General features: G+C 64.1%; 17 protein-coding genes. 4 read left to right on the top strand and 13 right to left on the bottom strand.

The genetic code is table 11. The features are described from left to right. Positions 1-125: 125 nt before the first annotated feature. Positions 126-1025 carry an SMP-30/gluconolactonase/LRE family protein gene (locus ACP2YP_RS29650; protein WP_426419775.1) on the top strand — a complete coding sequence of 300 codons (900 nt, stop codon included), beginning with the start codon at positions 126-128 and terminating at the stop codon, positions 1023-1025. Between the two features lie 16 nt (positions 1026-1041). Here ACP2YP_RS29650 and ACP2YP_RS29655 read toward each other — a convergent pair whose 3' ends face one another. Genes ACP2YP_RS29655 through ACP2YP_RS29690 form a run of 8 tightly spaced genes read right to left on the bottom strand, consistent with a single transcriptional unit; the run spans position 1042 to position 7966 of the window. Further along, positions 1042-2346 (bottom strand): MSMEG_0569 family flavin-dependent oxidoreductase, encoded by a 1305-nt coding sequence (locus tag ACP2YP_RS29655; RefSeq protein ID WP_426419776.1) that lies wholly within the window; start codon positions 2344-2346, stop codon positions 1042-1044. Positions 2347-2358: 12 nt separating this feature from the next. Beyond that, positions 2359-2646, bottom strand: a complete 288-nt coding sequence (locus ACP2YP_RS29660; RefSeq protein WP_426419777.1) for an MSMEG_0570 family nitrogen starvation response protein — start codon at positions 2644-2646, stop codon at positions 2359-2361. After that, positions 2639-3805: an MSMEG_0565 family glycosyltransferase gene (locus ACP2YP_RS29665; protein ID WP_426419778.1), complete on the bottom strand. Its 1167-nt coding sequence runs from the start codon at positions 3803-3805 to the stop codon at positions 2639-2641. Before ACP2YP_RS29665 ends, ACP2YP_RS29660 begins: the two co-directional genes overlap by 8 nt. Beyond that, positions 3802-4797, bottom strand: coding sequence for a sll0787 family AIR synthase-like protein (locus tag ACP2YP_RS29670; RefSeq protein WP_426419779.1), 996 nt, complete (start codon positions 4795-4797; stop codon positions 3802-3804). The genes ACP2YP_RS29665 and ACP2YP_RS29670 overlap by 4 nt, the downstream gene beginning before the upstream one ends. Before the next feature lie 2 nt (positions 4798-4799). Continuing rightward, positions 4800-5348: an MSMEG_0567/Sll0786 family nitrogen starvation N-acetyltransferase gene (locus ACP2YP_RS29675; protein ID WP_426419780.1), complete on the bottom strand. Its 549-nt coding sequence runs from the start codon at positions 5346-5348 to the stop codon at positions 4800-4802. Beyond that, positions 5345-6463, bottom strand: coding sequence for an MSMEG_0568 family radical SAM protein (locus tag ACP2YP_RS29680; RefSeq protein WP_426419781.1), 1119 nt, complete (start codon positions 6461-6463; stop codon positions 5345-5347). The genes ACP2YP_RS29675 and ACP2YP_RS29680 overlap by 4 nt, the downstream gene beginning before the upstream one ends. Next, positions 6390-7445, bottom strand: coding sequence for a Nit6803 family nitrilase (locus tag ACP2YP_RS29685; protein ID WP_426419782.1), 1056 nt, complete (start codon positions 7443-7445; stop codon positions 6390-6392). Before ACP2YP_RS29685 ends, ACP2YP_RS29680 begins: the two co-directional genes overlap by 74 nt. Positions 7446-7483: 38 nt before the next feature. Further along, entirely contained in the window at positions 7484-7966 is a 483-nt protein-coding gene (locus ACP2YP_RS29690; protein ID WP_426419783.1) for an MSMEG_0572/Sll0783 family nitrogen starvation response protein, read from the bottom strand. A 331-nt stretch (positions 7967-8297) separates the two neighbouring features. Between ACP2YP_RS29690 and ACP2YP_RS29695 the strand changes: the two genes are divergently transcribed. Beyond that, positions 8298-9686: a PLP-dependent aminotransferase family protein gene (locus tag ACP2YP_RS29695; protein ID WP_426419784.1), complete on the top strand. Its 1389-nt coding sequence runs from the start codon at positions 8298-8300 to the stop codon at positions 9684-9686. 26 nt (positions 9687-9712) lie between these two features. Here ACP2YP_RS29695 and ACP2YP_RS29700 read toward each other — a convergent pair whose 3' ends face one another. From ACP2YP_RS29700 to ACP2YP_RS29715, 4 genes are all read right to left on the bottom strand, one after another. Beyond that, complete coding sequence (locus ACP2YP_RS29700; protein ID WP_426419785.1) at positions 9713-10672, bottom strand: ABC transporter permease; 960 nt, start codon at positions 10670-10672, stop codon at positions 9713-9715. Next, positions 10669-11781, bottom strand: coding sequence for an ABC transporter permease (locus ACP2YP_RS29705; protein WP_426419786.1), 1113 nt, complete (start codon positions 11779-11781; stop codon positions 10669-10671). The genes ACP2YP_RS29700 and ACP2YP_RS29705 overlap by 4 nt, the downstream gene beginning before the upstream one ends. After that, positions 11774-13321, bottom strand: a complete 1548-nt coding sequence (locus tag ACP2YP_RS29710) for a sugar ABC transporter ATP-binding protein (protein WP_426419787.1) — start codon at positions 13319-13321, stop codon at positions 11774-11776. The genes ACP2YP_RS29705 and ACP2YP_RS29710 overlap by 8 nt, the downstream gene beginning before the upstream one ends. Positions 13322-13385: 64 nt before the next feature. Then, on the bottom strand, positions 13386-14516 hold the full coding sequence (locus ACP2YP_RS29715) for a sugar ABC transporter substrate-binding protein (protein ID WP_200469262.1): 1131 nt from the start codon (positions 14514-14516) through the stop codon (positions 13386-13388). Positions 14517-14985: 469 nt separating this feature from the next. On the opposite strand from ACP2YP_RS29715, the gene ACP2YP_RS29720 reads away from it, so the two are divergent. Beyond that, positions 14986-16296 (top strand): ABC transporter substrate-binding protein, encoded by a 1311-nt coding sequence (locus ACP2YP_RS29720; RefSeq protein ID WP_426419788.1) that lies wholly within the window; start codon positions 14986-14988, stop codon positions 16294-16296. A 113-nt stretch (positions 16297-16409) separates the two neighbouring features. Next, on the top strand, positions 16410-16628 hold the full coding sequence (locus tag ACP2YP_RS29725) for a GCG_CRPN prefix-to-repeats domain-containing protein (protein WP_426419789.1): 219 nt from the start codon (positions 16410-16412) through the stop codon (positions 16626-16628). Positions 16629-16847: 219 nt separating this feature from the next. Here ACP2YP_RS29725 and ACP2YP_RS29730 read toward each other — a convergent pair whose 3' ends face one another. After that, a complete protein-coding gene (locus ACP2YP_RS29730) occupies positions 16848-18017 on the bottom strand; it encodes a Gfo/Idh/MocA family protein (RefSeq protein ID WP_426419790.1) in 1170 nt (389 codons plus the stop codon). Positions 18018-18034: the final 17 nt, after the last annotated feature.

Genomic DNA, 18034 nt, shown 5'->3' on the forward strand with positions numbered 1-18034 from the left:
GGGCATTTCGTTTCTGCATCGATGCGTCACGGGACCAAGCATCTTGCAAATTCGGCGGGGTCAATCACACTGAGGGAAACGGCACGCAGGCAGTTCCAAGAATCTGCGGCCATCAAGGAGGACGCATGCTCCCCTATGTCGCCCACGACCCTCGCTTCGAGCGGCTGGTCATCGGCCATGTCAATCTCGAAAAACTCACCAGCGGTTGCCGCTGGGCCGAAGGCCCCGCCTACTTCCCGGCCGGTCGCTATCTCATCTGGTCCGACATTCCGAACAACCGGATGATGCGTTTCGACGAAACCGACGGATCCGTGTCGGTGTTCCGCGCGCCGAGCTTCAATTCCAACGGCAACACGACCGATCGCCAGGGGCGGCTGGTCAGTTGCGAGCATTTCATGCGGCGCGTCACCCGCACCGAGCATGATGGCTCGATCACCGTGCTGGCGGATGCGTTCGAGGGCCGCCGGCTGAACTCACCCAACGACGTCGTGGTCAAGTCAGACAATTCGATCTGGTTCTCCGATCCGACTTACGGCATCGACAGCGACTATGAAGGACAGCAGAGCCCGTCAGAGATCGGCGCCTCCAACGTCTACCGGATCGAGGGCGGCTCCGGTGCCATCACGCGCGTCGTATCCGACCGGGTGCAGCCCAACGGGCTGGCCTTCTCGCCGGACGAAACCCGGCTCTATGTCGCCGACACCGGCGCGACGCATGTCCGCGGGCTTCCGCCGACGATCTGGTCCTATGAAGTCAAGGGGCAAACAGTCGGGGAAGCCTCGCTGTTTGCCACCTGCCAGGACGGGCTCTATGACGGCTTCCGTTGCGACATCCATGGCAACATCTGGACGTCGGCGGGCCGCAACGTGTTCTGCTACGCGCCGGACGGAACGCATCTCGGTACGGTCCCGATCGGTGAGATCGCCGCCAATGTCTGCTTCGGCGGCCCGCGCCGCAACCGCCTCTACATCTGCGGACAGACCTCGCTGTATTCGATCTACCTCAACACGCGGGCGGCGGTATAAGAACGCGATCGCGAGGCTACACAGCCTCGCTCGCTGCATATTGCGAGACCTCGCGTGGGCCGGCCTGATGCGTGCCAGCATGCGATGCGCTCGATCGCTCTTTGATGTGGTCTGCAACAAACTCTGCATCACGCCCGATGCCGACAAACCGGCCCGAGCCCCAAGTGTAGAGCCACGGCAGGCCGACCACATAGGCGCCGTCGACCGATGTAATGCCCCGCTTGTGGGTTGGATAACCGGTACCATCGAACATCGGCAGGTCGACCCAGGACCAGTCGGACCGGAAGCCGGTCGTCCAGATGATACTGCTGATGCCGCTCGCTGCGAGATCGAGCTCCGTGGGCACCGCAGTGGGAGACCACACGGGCTCATAGTGAGGCGTCACAGGCGCCGCGATTCCATTCTTTGCGATGTGCTCGTCGATCAGTCGGCAGATACCGTTGTAGACCCGATCGGCACTGTCGAGATTGATCTGAAGATCATCGCCGAACCGCAACCTGGTTCCGCGGCCATCCCTGAGACGACCGTAGAGCTTCATGCCTTCAAGGGCGAATCTGCGCAGGTCGATGTCGCGGCCGCCGTCCCGTCCGGTCAGATAATGGTTGGCGTTCTTGCGAACGCCCTCCTTCAGCGAATGCTGATCGACGGGCAGGTCATACTGGCCGAGATCGTCAAGCCAGGCCACGGCGTCCCGGCCGCGATAGAAGCGCGGGCACCGCGGCGCGCTGCCGACGGCGAGATGCACCTTGCGGCCGGCCAGATGCAGGTCTTCGGCGATCTGGCAGCCCGATTGCCCGCTCCCGACCACGAGGATTTCGCCCGGCGGCAACTGATCCGGATTGCGGTAGGCGGAGGAATGGATCTGCGTGATCGATGGATCGAGCCGGTCGGCAAACGGCAGCACTTTCGGGACGTGATATCCGCTGACGGCCAGCACGACGCGATCCGCGGCGATCTCGCCGGCTGTCGTATCGAGCATGAAGCCGCGACCGGATTGCCTGAGGCGTGTGACGGCGACACCTTCGCGGACCGGCGCACTGATGTGCCTGGCGAAATCCTCGATGTAAGAGACGATCTCGTCGCGCAGCATGAATCCATGCGGATCCCCGCCGGCGTAGGGAAAGCCGGGAAGCTGGCATTGCCAGTTCGGCGTGACAAGGCAGAACGCGTCCCAACGCTGCGTCTTCCAGGAATGAGCGATGGTGTTCTTTTCGAGAACGACATGCTCAATACCCTGGCTCGTGAGTTGCGCGCTCACTGCAAGGCCTGCCTGGCCGCCCCCGATCACGACGACCGGATAGTGAGTGTGAAGGTCAGACATGATCGGCTCCTGCTATTCTTCAAACGAGACGACAGTGACGGAAGCACCGGGCGTGGCCTCGAACTGCGCGGCCGTCGCCTCGATCCGGGCGAGCTGCCCGAGCGCGCGCGAGCAGAGAAAGCCGTACTTTTCACGGACACGCTCGGCCGCAATCGTCAGCGCAACGCGGCTCCGTTCGCGAAAATCGTCGAGCCCATAGGTCGTGCCGGCGACGAAATGATCCTTGATGACGAGCGAGGGCGAATAGCAGGCCTCTATCCGCTGATCGGGCCAGCGCACGTTGAAGTGCATCTCAGGCATAATGCACCTCGCGCAAATCCTGATAGGTCGCCATGTGCGCCCTGGCGGTGCGGCTCCAGTCATGATTCCGGGCGACCCTGGCGCCATTTGCGATCAGGCGCGAGCGCAGGGGGCCGGCGAGCGCACTGAGGGCGGCATCCGCGATCGAGCCTGCGTGATGCGGATCGCACCAGGCAGCGTCGTCCGGGCCGAGGTATTCCGTGAAAGGTGCGATATGCGAGACCACCGCCGGCACGCCACTGGCCATCGCTTCCAGCACAGCCAGGCCAAAGCCTTCGCGCAACGACGGGAACAGCAGCGCATCGGCCAGGCGAAAAAGCGATGGCATTTCGGCATCCGTCAGCGGACCGGTCTCGATCACAGCGCCCGCCGGCAGTCCCGCATCGCGCAGCCGTGACTTGAACTGTCGTCGATAGAGGCCATGGTCGAGGAGAGAGGCCCCGCCGGCGATGACGAGCTGCGCGGACCGGTGCACGGCGTGCACCTGCCGGAAGGCATCGAGAATGCCGAGCGTGTTCTTGCGCTGCTCGACGCCGCCGATGGACAGCAGGATCGGGCCTGCGCGAAGGCCGAGCCGGGCGCGCAGCACCTGGTCGGCGGATGCCGGGACGGCCGAATAGCGTGCCGTGTCGACGCCGTTGCCAACCAGCGTCGCTGAGCGGGACATCTCCGCCTTCAGCTGCGCCTGCCAGACCCGGCTGACGACGAACAGGCCGTCGGCGTGAACGATCGAGCGACGGTCGAGTTCGCAGAGCCGTTCGTCCCTGAATGCATCGACGTGATGAACGGTGCGGACATAGCGCTGAATCAGGCCGCGCTGCTTCAGTGTCGCGAGCGCATTGCCGGAGATACCGTCCTGGGCGTGGAAGACGTCGAACTGCCGATTCGCGATATCCTCGAAATGCCTGACATAGTCCTCGATGCGCGTTTCGACCATCGCGACGACGTCGCCCGAGGCGGGCGACGCGGGCACGGAGCGTGTCGAGGCGACGCTGCGGCGGAAGAAGCCTTTGCCTGTAGGGTCCGGCGCATGCACGACCGGCCTGTGTCCGAGGTCCGCGAGGGCGTCCGCAAGCGCGAGCGCGTGCACCACACCGCCCCGTGGATTGGTCGAGTGCGTGAGGATCGCGATGCGAAGCCGGGGCGAACCGCCGCTCATGCCACGCTCCGCTGCTGATAGCTCTGACCTGGCGCGCAGCCAATCAGGGGCTGCGCCGCGAAGTCCCAGACCGTTGCGCGGCCGGAAGCGGCGCGAATGTCCACGCTTGTTCCCACGCTGACCTCTCCGATCGCGGCCGCCGCGATGCCGCGTCGCTGGAAGCGCGACAGGATCTCATCGGCGGATTCGGGCTTCGCTGACAGGAGATAGCCGAAGCTCGGGAACGTGAGCAGCCAGCGCTCGAGCGGCGCCCCGGCAGGAATCGGAATCGCCCCAACGTCCAGCGTGATGGCGACTTGAGAACACTCGGCCAGCATCGCCGCGGTCCCAACGATACCGCCCTGGCTGATGTCCTTGGCTGCGAGTGCGAGCCCCGCCTCGGCAATGGACGGCAGGATCTCCAGATCATCGCGCAGCCGCTCCGCGGGCGCGTCGGTCGCCGCCTCCCAGTTCGCGAACGGTTCGCGGTAGCGGCCGCGAAGATCGATCGCCGCGATGAGCCTGTCGCCGGGCCTGGCGTCGAAGCTCGTGAGAAGCCGCCTGGCGCGGCCGAGGATCGCGACGGCAAACTGGCTCTGGCCGCTGCGCACATTGGTATGTCCACCGATGACGGGCACACCGAATGTCTTCGCAGCAGCTTTCAATCCTTCGAGAATGGGTGCAGCCTTGTCCGCACCATTGGACCAGATCGCATTGACAATGGCAGTCGGCCGTCCGCCCATCGCGGCGACGTCCGAGATGTTGACCATGGCGCCGCACCAGCCCGCAAACCAGGGGTCGGCGGCGACGAATTCATTCATGAAGCCTTCGATGGCGAACAGAGTGTAGCCGTCACGCTCCGGGATCGCCGCGCAGTCGTCCCCCACCGCGATGGCGTCGCCGCCCGAGAGGTCGAGCGTGGCCGCAACGGCCGCGATGTCGGCCTTGGCGGCAATGCCGCGGCTTTGGCGGAGCCTTTCGGCGAGGCCTGCGAGTGCGGCGTCCGTCAGCATCGTCAGGCCGCCAGTTTTGCGAGTGACAGGAAGCCGGTTTCAGGCGTCCGGAACGGGGGGTAGTGGTCGAGGTCAGCCTCCATGCGATGGTGCGGCCGACCGAGCAGCTCGAATTCGCCGAGCGAGCGCCAATGCATGTGCTGGAACAGAAGCGCATTTTGACTCTGCACGTTGGCAAGGAACCGCCGGCAGCCGCGCGCATGCGCAGAGGAGACGGCGAGCCGGATCAGACCGGCGCCAACCGCGCTGAGCCGGCGGTAGCCCTTTTCAACCGCGAGGCGGGAGCCCCACCACACATCCGCCTCGTGTTCATCGGCGTGAATGCGCACGGTCCCGACGACATCGGCCTCGGCCACGCCGAGCAGAGACACGGCCACGAGCGGAATGGCGATGTCGTCGACCGCGTCGCGATCATCGCCCGCAAACACGTTCTGCTCCTCACAGAAGACGTTGCGGCGCAGTGCTGCGGCGGCAGCACGCTCCCAGGCTTCGGTTGCGAACTTCACCTGGAATTCCGGTGCAACGAACGGTTTGAACGGCTCGAACATCATGCGCTTGCTCCGCGTTCGTAGGTGGACAGGGCCGAGCAGGCGCCGCATTTGCCGCAACCTGCCTTGATGTCAGTGGCGCGCAAGCCGCCGGCGCGCAGCATCTCGGCAAGCGGACGCAGGATTTCGTGCATGAACGCCGCAGACGGCGTCGGATGGCTCTCCAGCGGCGTACCGGCAATCGGCACGAACGGCACGACGAAGGGATAGACGCCGATATCGATGAGCCGGCGCGACAGCGCGAGAATCCCGGAAGGCTCGTCGCCAAGGCCCGCCAGGATATAGGTCGAGACCTGACCGCGGCCGAAGACCGGGACGGCCGCAGCAAACGCTTCCATATATTGTTCGATCGAGACCTGCGCCTTGCCGGGCATGATCCTTTGCCGCACGGCGGGCCCGATGACCTCCAGATGCATGCCGAGCGCGTCGACGCCCGAATTCTTCATGCGCTGAAACCAGGCAAAATCGTCCGGCGGTTCGCATTGCGCCTGGATCGGCAGATCGACAGCGGCTTTGACGGCCTGCGCACTCTCCGCAAGCATCCCGGCGCCGCGATCGGAGGTATGCGGCGTGCCCGTCGTCATCACCATGTGACTGATACCGTCGAGCTCGACGGCCGCCTTGGCCACTTCGGCGAGCTGTGCCGGGGTCTTGCGCTCGACCGTACGTCCCGCCGCGAGCGACTGCCCGATGGCGCAGAACTGACAGGTCTTGGTGCGGCTCTGGTAGCGAATGCAGGTCTGCAGGACGGTGGTGGCGAGAACGTCGCGCCCGTGCAGGGTCGCAATCTTCCAATAGGGAACGCCGTCCTCGGTGGTGCGGTCGTAGAATTTGGGTCGCAGCGGAAACGATACTTCGGCGAGCACCACGCCGTCGCGCGAGATGCGGCTGCGCCTGGCCTCGTCGGGACGCTCGACGAGATAGGGACTCTCGAAGGCCGGCGCGTTGTGGACCGGAATCATCACGGTCGCGCCGTCGATCGTGAACGGCGTATGATCCGACGGCCCGGCACCGCCGCGGCGGCCGGTTCCCGCGGTCTTGGGATCAGCGAGCCGGACCCCGAAGGACTGCAACTCGTTGATCAGCTGCTCGGTCGGTATCGCCTTGGGTTGCGGCATCTGCGGTCTCATCTGATTGGTCTCCCGGAATGGGCGCGAGGCGGTTCGGGTGAAAGCCGTGCATCGGACGCGCGGCTCGGTCGTTCAACACGAGCGAAAGCAGCTCCGGCCGAGCGTAGTGGCCGACCGAGTCCATCATCCGCTTGCGTTTGGTGATCAGGGCGAGATCGAGATCGGCGACAAGGATGCCCTCGCCGCTGGTCAAGGGCGGCGCCAAATGATTGCCTTCCGGAGAGACGATCGCGGTCATGCAGCCGCCGCGCAGGCCTTTGCGCAGGCCTTCTTCGGGCGATATTTTCGCAATCTGCTCCTCGGTCAACCAGCCGGTGGCGTTGACGACGAAGCATCCGCTTTCCAGCGCATGATGCCGGATTGTCACCTCGATCTGGTCGGCAAAGACCTGTCCGACCAGCGATCCCGGAAACTGGGCCGCATGGATTTCTTCGTGCTGGGCCATCAGCGCGTAGCGGGCGAGCGGGTTGTAATGCTCCCAGCAGGCCAGCGCGCCGACGCGGCCGACTGCGGTCTCGACCACCTTCAGGCCGGCGCCATCGCCCTGCCCCCAGATCATGCGCTCGTGAAATGTCGGGGTGATCTTGCGCCGCTTCAGGACGAGCGCGCCGTTCGCGTCGAATACGAGTTGGGTGTTGTAAAGCGAGCCGTGATCGCGCTCGTTGACGCCGAGCACCACCACCATGCCATGACGCTTGGCCGCTTGCGCAACCGCGTCCGTAACCGGACCGGGCACGACGACGGCGTTGTCGTAGAGCTGGATGTGCTCCGCGCCGCTCAGGACCGGCGGACGGACAAAGGAGAAATACGGGTACCAGGGAACGAACGTCTCCGGAAAAACGGCGAACTGGACTCCCTTGCCGGCCGCCTCGGCGATGGCCGCCAGGATCCGGTCGACCGTTCCGGTCGGCGTATCCAGATCTGGCGCGATCTGAATCGCCCCAGCCCTGATCGTGCGCTTCGCTGTCACTGTGCTCCTCCCTCGTCCGTCGCGTGAGCCAACCGAGGTCAGACGGTCCAGGTGTGGATCATGAACGCGTCGTCCCTGCGGTGAAGCAGCATGAGGTCGAGCACATCGAGCGGATTGATCGGCCGGATGCCCGGAATCAGCGACGGTTCGCCATGGCCGTAGAGCGCCTGCAGCGCGAACCGGCACGCATAGACCTTGCCGCCTTCATCCATGAATTTGGCGAGCTGGTTGTTGAAGTTCTGCGCGCCAGGGAAGGCTTCGTCGCCGATCTTCGGAAAGCCGCGCTGAATACCGAGCGTGACACCGGGACCGTAAAGCAGAACCGACGTCTCGAAACCCTTCCGCTTCAGGCGCAGCGCCTGGAGAATATTGACGAGGCCGATGGAGCCCTCGAACGCAACAGTGTGGAAGGTGACGAGCGCCTTCTCACCGGGCTTTGCTTTGACGTCCTCGAAAACCTTCTCTTCGTAGTCGACGAGAAAGTCGCCCTTCTGACGCGCGGGCATGTTCACTGCTGGCATAGACACCTCCTGTTCACGTCCGGGCCTCCCGGATCGAGATCAGGTTTTGCAATCAATGTGCCAAGCAGCGTTCTGCACTACAAATCATCATACCATACAATTTGCATTCAATTATGCATTCATTGTTGAATGGAGACCTGACTGGATCTGGAGATGTTGCGCTATAGTCGAAAAATACTGCCTGAAAAATACTGGGCAGCGCGCACGATTGGTGTGCAACACGTTCAGACGGGACCCCTCCCGGAAGCAACCAACAGGCGCGATGCAATTGCATCAACGGTTGCAACAATATACAGTCAATTCTACTGACGTAACTTTCCGGAACTGAGCAATGGCCGACTGGCGACCCGATCTATCGAACAGCGACAAGCCGCGCTATCTCGCCATCGCAGACGCAATTGCCGACGATATCGCCGCCGGACGGCTTGTGATCGGCGACCGCTTGCCGCCGCAGCGGAAACTCGCCAAGCGCCTCGATGTCGATTTCACGACCGTCGCGCGCGGCTATGTCGAAGCCCAGAAGCGCGGGCTGATTGAATCGAAGGTCGGACAGGGAACCTTCGTTCGCGACAAGCCGCGACCGCGGCGCTCGGCGACGGGCTTTCCGCCCCGTCCCGTCGACCTCTCCATGAACCTGCCGCCCGAGCCTGATGACCCCGAACTGATCGAGCGGATGCAGGCCGGCGCCGAACATGTGCTGCGCGACATCGTATCGCTGCTGCGCTACCAGGGCTTTGGCGGCACGCAGGCCGACAAGGATGCGGCGTCGAGCTGGCTCGGCCGCCGTGCGCTGGTGCCGGCACAGAGCCGCATTTTCGTCTCGCCGGGGGCACATCCGGCGCTGCTTGGCATCCTCTCGATCCTTGCGAAAGCAGGCGAGGTGGTGCTGTGCGAGGCCATCACCTATCCCGGGATCAGGTCCATCGCCGCGCAGCTCGGCATCACGCTCGTCGGCCTGCCGATGGATGACGATGGCATTGAGCCGCAGGCGCTGACCGATGCCTGCAAGAAGCTGAAGCCCAAGGCCATCTACCTCAATCCGACGCTGCAGAATCCGACGACCCTGACGATTCCGGACTCGCGTCGGCGCGAGATCGTCGCGATCGCACGACGTTTCAAGCTGCCGATCATCGAGGACGATGCCTATGGCTTCATTCCCGAGCACGGCCACGGCCACGCGCCCTTTGCTGCGATCGCGCCCGATCTGACCTGGCACGTCGCGGGACTGGCAAAATGCATCGGCGCGGGCTTGCGCACCGCCTACGTCGTCGTGCCCGATACGCGCTCGGCCTGGCCGTTTGCCTCAGCTCTCCGGTCGGCGACTGTGATGGCATCCCCCCTCACCGTGGCGCTCGCGACGCGCTGGATCGAAGACGGCACCGCGGACACGATGTTGCGGTTCATCCGCGCCGAGACTTCGGCGCGGCAGAAGCTCGCCGCCGAAATCCTGCCGAAGGGGTCCTATCGCGGCGATCCCCTGAGCTTCAACCTGTGGGTTGCGCTGCCCGAAGCCTGGAACCGGTCCGCTTTCGTGGGGCATATGCGGCAGACCGGCATCGGTGTCGTCGCAAGCGACGCCTTCGTCGTGAGCGATCCGCCTCCCGAAGCCGTGAGAGTATGCATCTGCGGTCCTTCAACCCGGGCGCAGATTAGATCTGCGCTCGAGTACGCTGCTCACGCGCTGGTCGAAACTCCGGCCCTGGCGTCGCCGTTTCTCTGATCCGTCAGGGCTACGATGGCGCGGTGCTAACTCGTGACGCGTTCGCCGCGCCCGTAGACCAGCAGCATGAAGATGATGACGAGGCCGTAGATCACCTGGCGGCCGGCCTCGGGCATGTCCATGATCGACAGCACGCTATTGAGAAGCACGATCAGCACGACGCCGATCAGCGTGCCGAGATAGCGGCCGCGGCCACCGAGGATGTTGGTGCCGCCGATCACGACCGCCGCGATCGACGGCAGCAGATAGGCATCTCCCATGCTCTGATAGGCCTTGGTGGAGTAACCGGCGAGCAGGACGCCGGCGAGCGCGGCTGCGACACCGCACAAGACGAAGCAGATCACGGTGATGCGGCGGGTATCGACGCCGGCCAGATACGCAGCCGCCTCCTTGTTGCCGATGGCATAGACGTATCGGCCAAGCGCGGTGCGCTGGAGGACAATCGTGACGAGCACCGACACGGCGGCCCAGACGAACAAGGCGTTGGGGATACCGAGCGTGCGGTCGCCGGCGAGCACCCGCATCAGGTCGGTGGCGGTGGTCTGCGGCGCGTAGCCGCCGGTGTGTGCGACCATCAGGCCGCGCATCACCGCGTTGACACCTAGCGTGAAGATCATCGAGGGCACGCGCAAATAGGCGACCCCGATGCCGTTGACGAGGCCGACCAGAAGCCCGACCCCGAGCCCGACCGGAATCGCGAGCGGTCCGCCGACCGATGTCGCCATCATGGCGGCCGCGGCAAGCGTCCACGGCACCGACAGGTCGATCTGGGCGATCAGGATCACCATCATCATCCCGGCGGCCACGATGCCGAGGAAGGCGCCGATCTGAAGTTGCTGCAACAAATAGGTCGGCGACAACAGCGGCGCGCTGCCGAAGCGCGCAAAAGTATAGACCGTGCCCGCCACCAGGATGACGAGGATGAACAGCGCCGCGATCAGGATCGGGCGGTCATCGCGCGAGAGACTGAGTGAGGCCGAACTCATCGGAACAGCTCCAGCGTGCTCTTGACGCGCAGGACGCCGAGCGCGCCGATGCTGACCGCCGCCAGCAGGATCAGGCCCTCGAACAGCGGTTGCAGCAGCGGTGCGATGTCGAAGATGCGGAAGAAGAACGAGATGACGCGCAGAACCATGGCGCCGAAGATCGAGCCGATCGCGCTGCCGGTCCCGCCGAGCAGCGAAGTCCCGCCGATGACGACGGAGGCGATCGAGTTGAGCGTGTAGGCACCGGCCTGCGGGATGTCGGCATTGCCCGAGGATGTCTGGATGGCGAGGAACAGGCCGCCACAGCCGGCGAAGAAGCCGGCAAGCGTGAAGGCCGCGATCTTGGCGCGCTCGATCGGAAGGCCGGACATGTAGGCCGCGCCTTCGGCCGAGCCGACCGCATAGACGGCCCGGCCGAGCACGGAGCGGCGGAACGGCACCGAGACCAGCAGCGCGATCAGGACGAGCAGCACGAACGGCACCGGGATCCAGGCCACCGGCGCAAACCAGCTCGCTGCGCCATCATCGAAGATGTGGACGGTCGCGGCGAAATCCCCGAGCGAATTGGTCAGCGCCCAGTTGAGATCCTCGTCGATCTTGCCGCCCGGCGTCGGCCGCAGGAACAGCGCGATGCCGATATAAATCGCGCCGGTCGCGAGCGTCGCGATGATCGGCTGGATGCGTCCATAGACGACGACGCAGCCGTTGACGAAGCCGGCCAGCGCGCCGGTCGCAAGACACACGACAATCCCGAGCAGGATGCCGCTGACGCCGCCGGGAAAGGTGCCGAGGCCGAGATGCAGACCGAAGATCTCGAGATGCAACGGCGTACCCCCCGCCACCCCCGTGAGCAGATAGCTCGCAAAACACCCCACCATGGTCATGACGGCGCCCACGGAGAGATCCAGCCCTGACGCCAACACCGGCACGGTCTGGGCCATCGCCAGCATGGCGAGTGCAAAGATCTCGTCGCCGTTCTGCACCAGAACCGCTGACGAGAAGCCCTTGGGGTGGGCAAGGTTGTAGAGCAGATAAAGGATGGAGAACAACAGGACGGCGGTGACGATGCCGATGTTCTGGCGAATCCTGATGGCGACATCGTCAAGCATGGGCGGCTCCGGGAATGTCCGGCGTCGCGGCGTCGATGTTCAGCGCGCTCGCGATGATGTTGGTCTCGGTGAGCTCTTCACCCTCAAGCTCGCGCACGATGCGCCCGTCATACATGATCGCCACCCGGTCGCAGCAGCCGATGAGCTCGTCATAGTCGGTCGAGTAGAACAGGATGGCGGCGCCCTGGTCGGCGAGCTCGCGCATCAGTCGGTAAAGCTCCTGCTTGGTGCCGACATCGATGCCGCGCGTGGGATCATTGAGCAGGATGATGCGCGGATCGGTCATCAGCCATTTGGCCAGAACGACCTTCTGCTGGTTGCCGCCGGAGAGTGTGGCGACCGCGTCGCCGGGCGCGCCGATCTTGATCTGCAGCCGCGCGATGGCGCGCTTGATCGCATCGGTCTCGCGGGCACGGTCGACCAGAGGTCCGGTCGAGATCGCGTCGAGCGAGGCGATCACCAGATTGTCGGCGATCGACATCGGCAGCATCAGGCCTTCGGTCTTGCGATCCTCCGGCACGAGCGCGATGCCGACCGACTTCGCCGCCGCCGGAGACCCCGGACGCACCTCGCGGCCTTCCACGGTGACTTGCCCGGAGACGCCGCGCAGCACCCCGAACAGCGCCAGCAGCAGGGATTTCTGACCCTGGCCGTCCAGCCCGCCGAGGCCGACGATCTCGCCGGCGCCGACGCGTAGCGAGATGCAATCGAGGCGCTTGTCCCAGCTCAGTTTATTGATGGCCAGCATCGGCTTCGGCGATCCGCGCGCGGGCTTGGGCGGATATTGGGCCGCGATGTCGCGTCCGATCATGAGCTGAACGATATCGGCGGTCGAGCGTCGGCCCTTGTCAAAGGTCTCGATATGGCGACCGTTGCGGAACACCGAGGCGCGGTCGGCCAGCGCCTCGACCTCGTGCATCCGGTGCGAGATGTAGAGAATGGCAACGCCCTCGGCCTTGAGCCGCGCCAGCATGGCGTACACTTTCTCGACGTCGGCACTGGTGAGGGCCGATGTGGCTTCGTCGAGGATCAAAAGCTGCGGTGTCTTGCCGAGGGCCTTGGCGATCTCGACCACCTGGCGGCGCGACAACGGCAGATCGCGCACGCGCATCAAGGGATTGACGTCCTCGCAACCGATCTCGGCAAGGAGCTCCTCGGCGCGGCGGCGCTGCGCCCGCGCGTCGATGAGGCCGAAGCGGCGCGGCGGTGACGCGATCGAGATGTTGTCCGCGACCGAAAGGTCCGGCATCAGCGACAATTCCTGGAAGATGCAGACGACGCCGGCTGCGTTGGCGGCGGACGGCGTCGCGAAGCTGACATCGCATCCGCCGAGCCGCATGGTGCCGGTATCGGGCTGGACGACGCCGGCGATGATCTTGATCAGCGTCGACTTGCCGGCGCCGTTCTCGCCCAGCACCGCGTGGATCTTGCCGCGCTCGCAGGCGAAATCGACCCCTTCGAGCGCCCGCACACCGGCGTAGCGCTTGGAGATTCCGGACAGGGTGAGGAAAGCAGGTTGGCTCAGGGTGGCGTCCGCCATGGCGGAGCTCACGCAGCAACGGCCCGGCCAAGGCCGGGCCGCAACCGGGACATCTCCAGTGCGCTCACTGGGTGTTCTTCTCGCTCTGCGACATGATCTCCGGCGCCGTGAAATTGACACCGCACGGCGTGAACTGGTTCGGCGCGAAGAAGTTCGCATTGAGGTCCGGCCAGTAATTCGTGCCGGGCTTCAGGTCCTTGTAGGTCGCAACCGGGATCGGGATCGAGATCAGCTGCGGCATGACGTTGCCTTGCAGCGCGGAGATCGCCGCCTTGGTGGCGATGGCGACCAGCGCCGGGGACTGGCCGTAGGACATGCCCTTGAGCCCGTCCTTGGCGTGATCGGCGATCTGCTTGCGGTACTCGTTCTCGCCCTCGCCCGACATCGGGACGAAGGGGTGCTTCGCCGACATCATCGCCTGCACAGTGCCGTCGGAGCCGCCTTGCGTGAACACGCCATCGAAATGGCCGTGCACCGCGAGCGCGTCCGCCGTCACCTTCTGCGAGGTGCCCGTGTCCCAATTGCCGACCACTTCGGTGATCTTGAAGCTGTTGCCCGGAGCTTCCATGACCTCGCGGAAGCCGAGATGGCGGTCGCGGTCGACCGAATTGCCCGGCAGGCCGCGGACTTCGAGGATGTCGCCCGCCTTCTTGCCGCTCTCATCGATGAGCCACTTCGCCGACATGCGGCCCATTTCCTTCTGGTCCTCGTTGACCATCATCACCTTGTCGGTGTCGAGGACGTTGTCGAAGGGGACCACGACCACGTTATTCTTGTCGGCGAGGCGGATAATGCGGTCGAAGCCATCGGGGGCGACGGCGATGGTGACAATGGCGTCGAAGCCCTGATTGATGAAGTCCTCCATCGCGCCGAGTTGCGCTGCAACATCGGTGCCGGTCGAGACGACCTTGAACTCCTTGATGTTCTCCTTGATGCCCGGCTGCGCGGCGAAGGCCTTCGCGGTCTTCACCATCTGGATGCGCCAGGTGTTGCCGACGAAGCCGTTGACGAGAGCGATCTTGTAGGGCCCGGGCTTCTTGTCCCACTGGAAGAACTTGGTTTGTGCAGACCAGGGCTTGAAGCAGCCGGGATCGGCACCCGGACCGGACACGACCTTCGGCCCTGCCAAGGCACTGACCGGGGACAGCAACAGACCAACGCAAGCGAGCCCCGCAAAACGAAGCGTCCACACCATGTCTCTTCTCCCTGAGCTTTTGTGTTCCACCCTTAAGTGGCGCGATGGCCAAGCCGGGAATTGGGCTTCCCGTGCAATTTGCCCGGCTAGGATGGCACGCAACCTCCAAGGCGCACAAGCCGAATGCCGGTCGTAAGCCTGGCCTGCGGCGAACGCGCAGGAGCGAAACCATCACAATTGCGGGAGAGGGATGTCGTGTCGGGGCGGCGCTGAAGGCACACGCACGACAAGCGGATGTTCGCGTCCGGCATGGATGCAAAGCAATCGAACGATCCGCGGTGAGGGACAGTGGAGCGATCTCTTCCTGAGTGCTCCGCAAAAAGAATGATACTCAGGGAAAAATGCCGACCCGATCACAGACCGCCGCGATTTGCCTGGTGCGGTGCATGTTGACTTTCACAAGCGCCCTCCAATACTCGCCCAAAAACATAAAATCAGTCGCAAACAACGGTTCGGAGGGAGGGATAGGATGCCGACTTCACGCAGGCAGCTGCTGAAGGGTACGGCGGCTGCCGCCGCCACGCTCAGCCTCGATTGGACCCCGGCCCAGGCGCAAGCCGAGAATTTGCGCATCGGCCTGATCTACGATCTCACCGGACCATTCGCTGCGGGCGGCTCGGTCGCCTCCTCGGTCGGCGCGCAGATCGCCATCGACCTCGTCAACGAGAAGGGGGGCATCGGCGGCAAGACCAAGATCGCGCCCGTCTCCGCCGACTCCCAGAGCAAGGCCGACGTCGCCATCAATGAAGCCGAGCGCCTGATCAGCCAGGAGAAGATCGACATCATCAACGGCGTCTATTCCAGCGCGCACGCCGTGCCGATGGCGGCGAAGGTCGAGCAGCAGAAGAAGATCCTCTGGATCACGACCGCGGTGTCGACCGCCGTGTTCAAGGACAAGAACCTGCAATATGTGTTTCGCGCGCAAATCCATTCCGACCAGTATGGCCAGGCGTTCGCCGGCTTCATCGCCGAGCACGCGAAGACAAAACTCGGCATGGAGCCGAAGGAGGTCAAGGTCGCGCTGATCCACGAGGACGGGCCCTATGGCGTCGGTGTCGCCGCCGCCGACGAGGCCTATGCCAAGGAGGCGGGCATCCAGGTGGTGCTGCGCGAGGGTTATTCGGCCTCCGCCCCCGATCTCTCGGTGCTCGTCACAAAACTCAAGCGCGCCAAGGTCGATGTGATCTCGCACGCCGGCTACAATCCCGACATCACCCTGTTCCTGCGCCAGGCCCGCGAAAGCGGCCTGCGCTTCAAGATGCTGTTCGGCGCCGGCGCCGGCTACAGCCAGCTCGACAAGCTGCGCACGGCCTTCGGCGCCGACATCGACAATTTCTGCAACATCGATCCGGTGCCGGCGCAGCTGCTCGATCCGTCGAAGCTCGCGCCCGGCATGGGCGATCTGATCAAGACCATGGTTACGCGCTACCAGGCCAAGACCGGGGCCACCGACGTGCCGCCGCACTGCTCGATGGGCTTCAACCAGACCTGGGTGCTGCTCAACAACGTGCTGCCGGTGGCCAAGGAGAAGTACGGCAGCTTCGAGCCCGAGGCCATTCGCAAGGCCGCGCTCGACGTCGACATCCCGCCCGGCGGCACCATCCAGGGCTACGGCGTGAAATTCTTCCCGCCGGGCACACCTCTGTCCGGCCAGAACGAACGCTCGACGCCGGTGGTGATGCAGAACGCCGGCGAGCACATCTCCGTGGTGTGGCCGACCAACATCCGCACCCAGGATCCGGTCTTTCCGCTGCCGAAGGGCTCGACTTACGGGGCGTAGCTACCTGACATCAGGTTGACAGCGCAGCCTTCTCGCGCCTGATCCATTGGCTCAATACTCGTGCTATAGAAGGCCGCCATTCACCGACGGTGGCGCGAAAAGTGGAGGTTTTAATGAAGGTTCTTTCTGCTGCTCTGTTTGGAATTGCTGTTCTCTCGGCTGGTGCCTGCTTGACATCGACATCCGCTGTTGCCCTTGGCGGTTGCGGTCCGAACCAGCATCGCAATGCAGCCGGCCGCTGCGTTTTCGGCGGCCAGAACGAAGACTACTGCATCCGCAAGACCGGCCATCCGGCCACGCGCATGCCCAACGGGACGATGAGGTGCATCTGACCTGAGACTTTCGCTACGCGCTTTCATCCATGCCACGCAACGCATCCTCTCTCCTCGTGAGAGAGGATGGTCATCCGCGGCAGGCGCTTAGCGGCCCAAGACCGTCGTTGTTCGTCGCGTTGCAGCCGATGGCAAATACATCCAGGGGTCATTCTTTTCACGCTAAGGTTGGATATCGGAGCCTAGCGAGATTGGTGAGAGCGAACGCGCGTCGGCGCCCTACAACACCACCCGCCGTCCCTCTTCCGCCGACCAATAGCCGGCATAGTTCACCTTGATCGTCTCGTACGCCAGCGCGAGGTCCGACAGCGGCTGCCGTCCCGTCGCGGCGCATTCCATGAAATCCTGGATCTCCTGGAGGTAGCCGCGCGTCCATTCCTCCTCGAGGCAGACATACTGCCAGCCGGTTTTGCGGTCGACCTTTTCAGTGATGTAGACGCTTGCGAGTTTCTCCTCGCTCGTCTGGTAACTCATCAGATGCGTGTTCGGGGTGATGTTGGCAAACAGCGAGCCGCCGCTGGTGTAGGTCTCGATCAGATTGCGCACGCCGCCCATGATCATGTCGCCGGAGAATACGGTGGCCTTGGTACCGTCGGAGAAGGTCGCTGTCAGCGTACCCCAATCCTCGACATCGACCGGATTGGCCTTGAGGTAGGTCCGCTCCTCCGGCTTAAGACTGGCCGTGACGTTGCCGACATCGCCGGTGACGCTGGCGACCTCAATGGTCTCGCCACGCGCCTTTGCCTCGACCTGCTTGAGATAGAGCACGGCTGAGAGCGGATGGCAGCCCATCCGGATCAGCGAGCCGCCGCCGGTCATCGCCCATTGCGCGGCATGCGCCGCGTGCGAGCCGGAATGGCTCTCCTCGCCCTTCATGAACAGGATCTTGTCCTTTGTCGCCTTGAGGATCTCGGCGGTCTTGGTCACGGCTGGCGCGTAGATCCAGTCCTCGGCATACATGAAGAGCTTTCCGGTGCGCTCGATTGCGGCACGCGTTGCGTCCATCTCCTCCAGCACACGTTCATACATCAGCGCCTTCGGCACGTGCTTGCCGATCGGCTGCTTGTCATTTTTGCGGCCGAAATAGCCGGCAAACGGCTTTTCGCAGATGACGTGCTTGCCGGCTTGCATGCTGGCGACGATCATCCCGGCATGAAGATTGGGCGGCGTGCAGATGTCGATGACATCGAGCGTGCGGTCTGCGATCAACTCCGCAAAACTGCGATAGACCCGCGGGATGTTATGACGCCCGGCAAATTCGACGACGCGATCACCACGCGCAGCGACCGCCGCAACCTCGACGTCGACGCCGTAGACGCGCCGGAACGCATACATATGCAGCTCAGATACAAAGCCGCAGCCGACGAGTCCGACCCTGATCCTGGCCATAGCGCCCCTCCCCTTGC

It is taken from the genome of Bradyrhizobium genosp. A, from assembly GCF_049949275.1.
Lineage (GTDB): Bacteria > Pseudomonadota > Alphaproteobacteria > Rhizobiales > Xanthobacteraceae > Bradyrhizobium.

What these genes read in the sequence shown, in the direction of transcription:
- ACP2YP_RS29720 (WP_426419788.1), top strand. Translation starts at nt 14,986, where the DNA reads ATGCCGACTTCACGCAGGCAGCTGCTGAAGGGTACGGCGGCTGCCGCC.
- ACP2YP_RS29675 (WP_426419780.1), bottom strand. Translation starts at nt 5,348, where the DNA reads ATGATGTTCGAGCCGTTCAAACCGTTCGTTGCACCGGAATTCCAGGTG.
- ACP2YP_RS29700 (WP_426419785.1), bottom strand. Translation starts at nt 10,672, where the DNA reads ATGAGTTCGGCCTCACTCAGTCTCTCGCGCGATGACCGCCCGATCCTG.
- ACP2YP_RS29680 (WP_426419781.1), bottom strand. Translation starts at nt 6,463, where the DNA reads ATGCCGCAACCCAAGGCGATACCGACCGAGCAGCTGATCAACGAGTTG.
- ACP2YP_RS29665 (WP_426419778.1), bottom strand. Translation starts at nt 3,805, where the DNA reads ATGAGCGGCGGTTCGCCCCGGCTTCGCATCGCGATCCTCACGCACTCG.
- ACP2YP_RS29705 (WP_426419786.1), bottom strand. Translation starts at nt 11,781, where the DNA reads ATGCTTGACGATGTCGCCATCAGGATTCGCCAGAACATCGGCATCGTC.
- ACP2YP_RS29725 (WP_426419789.1), top strand. Translation starts at nt 16,410, where the DNA reads ATGAAGGTTCTTTCTGCTGCTCTGTTTGGAATTGCTGTTCTCTCGGCT.
- ACP2YP_RS29710 (WP_426419787.1), bottom strand. Translation starts at nt 13,321, where the DNA reads ATGGCGGACGCCACCCTGAGCCAACCTGCTTTCCTCACCCTGTCCGGA.
- ACP2YP_RS29655 (WP_426419776.1), bottom strand. Translation starts at nt 2,346, where the DNA reads ATGTCTGACCTTCACACTCACTATCCGGTCGTCGTGATCGGGGGCGGC.
- ACP2YP_RS29650 (WP_426419775.1), top strand. Translation starts at nt 126, where the DNA reads ATGCTCCCCTATGTCGCCCACGACCCTCGCTTCGAGCGGCTGGTCATC.
- ACP2YP_RS29695 (WP_426419784.1), top strand. Translation starts at nt 8,298, where the DNA reads ATGGCCGACTGGCGACCCGATCTATCGAACAGCGACAAGCCGCGCTAT.
- ACP2YP_RS29660 (WP_426419777.1), bottom strand. Translation starts at nt 2,646, where the DNA reads ATGCCTGAGATGCACTTCAACGTGCGCTGGCCCGATCAGCGGATAGAG.
- ACP2YP_RS29670 (WP_426419779.1), bottom strand. Translation starts at nt 4,797, where the DNA reads ATGCTGACGGACGCCGCACTCGCAGGCCTCGCCGAAAGGCTCCGCCAA.
- ACP2YP_RS29715 (WP_200469262.1), bottom strand. Translation starts at nt 14,516, where the DNA reads ATGGTGTGGACGCTTCGTTTTGCGGGGCTCGCTTGCGTTGGTCTGTTG.
- ACP2YP_RS29690 (WP_426419783.1), bottom strand. Translation starts at nt 7,966, where the DNA reads ATGCCAGCAGTGAACATGCCCGCGCGTCAGAAGGGCGACTTTCTCGTC.
- ACP2YP_RS29730 (WP_426419790.1), bottom strand. Translation starts at nt 18,017, where the DNA reads ATGGCCAGGATCAGGGTCGGACTCGTCGGCTGCGGCTTTGTATCTGAG.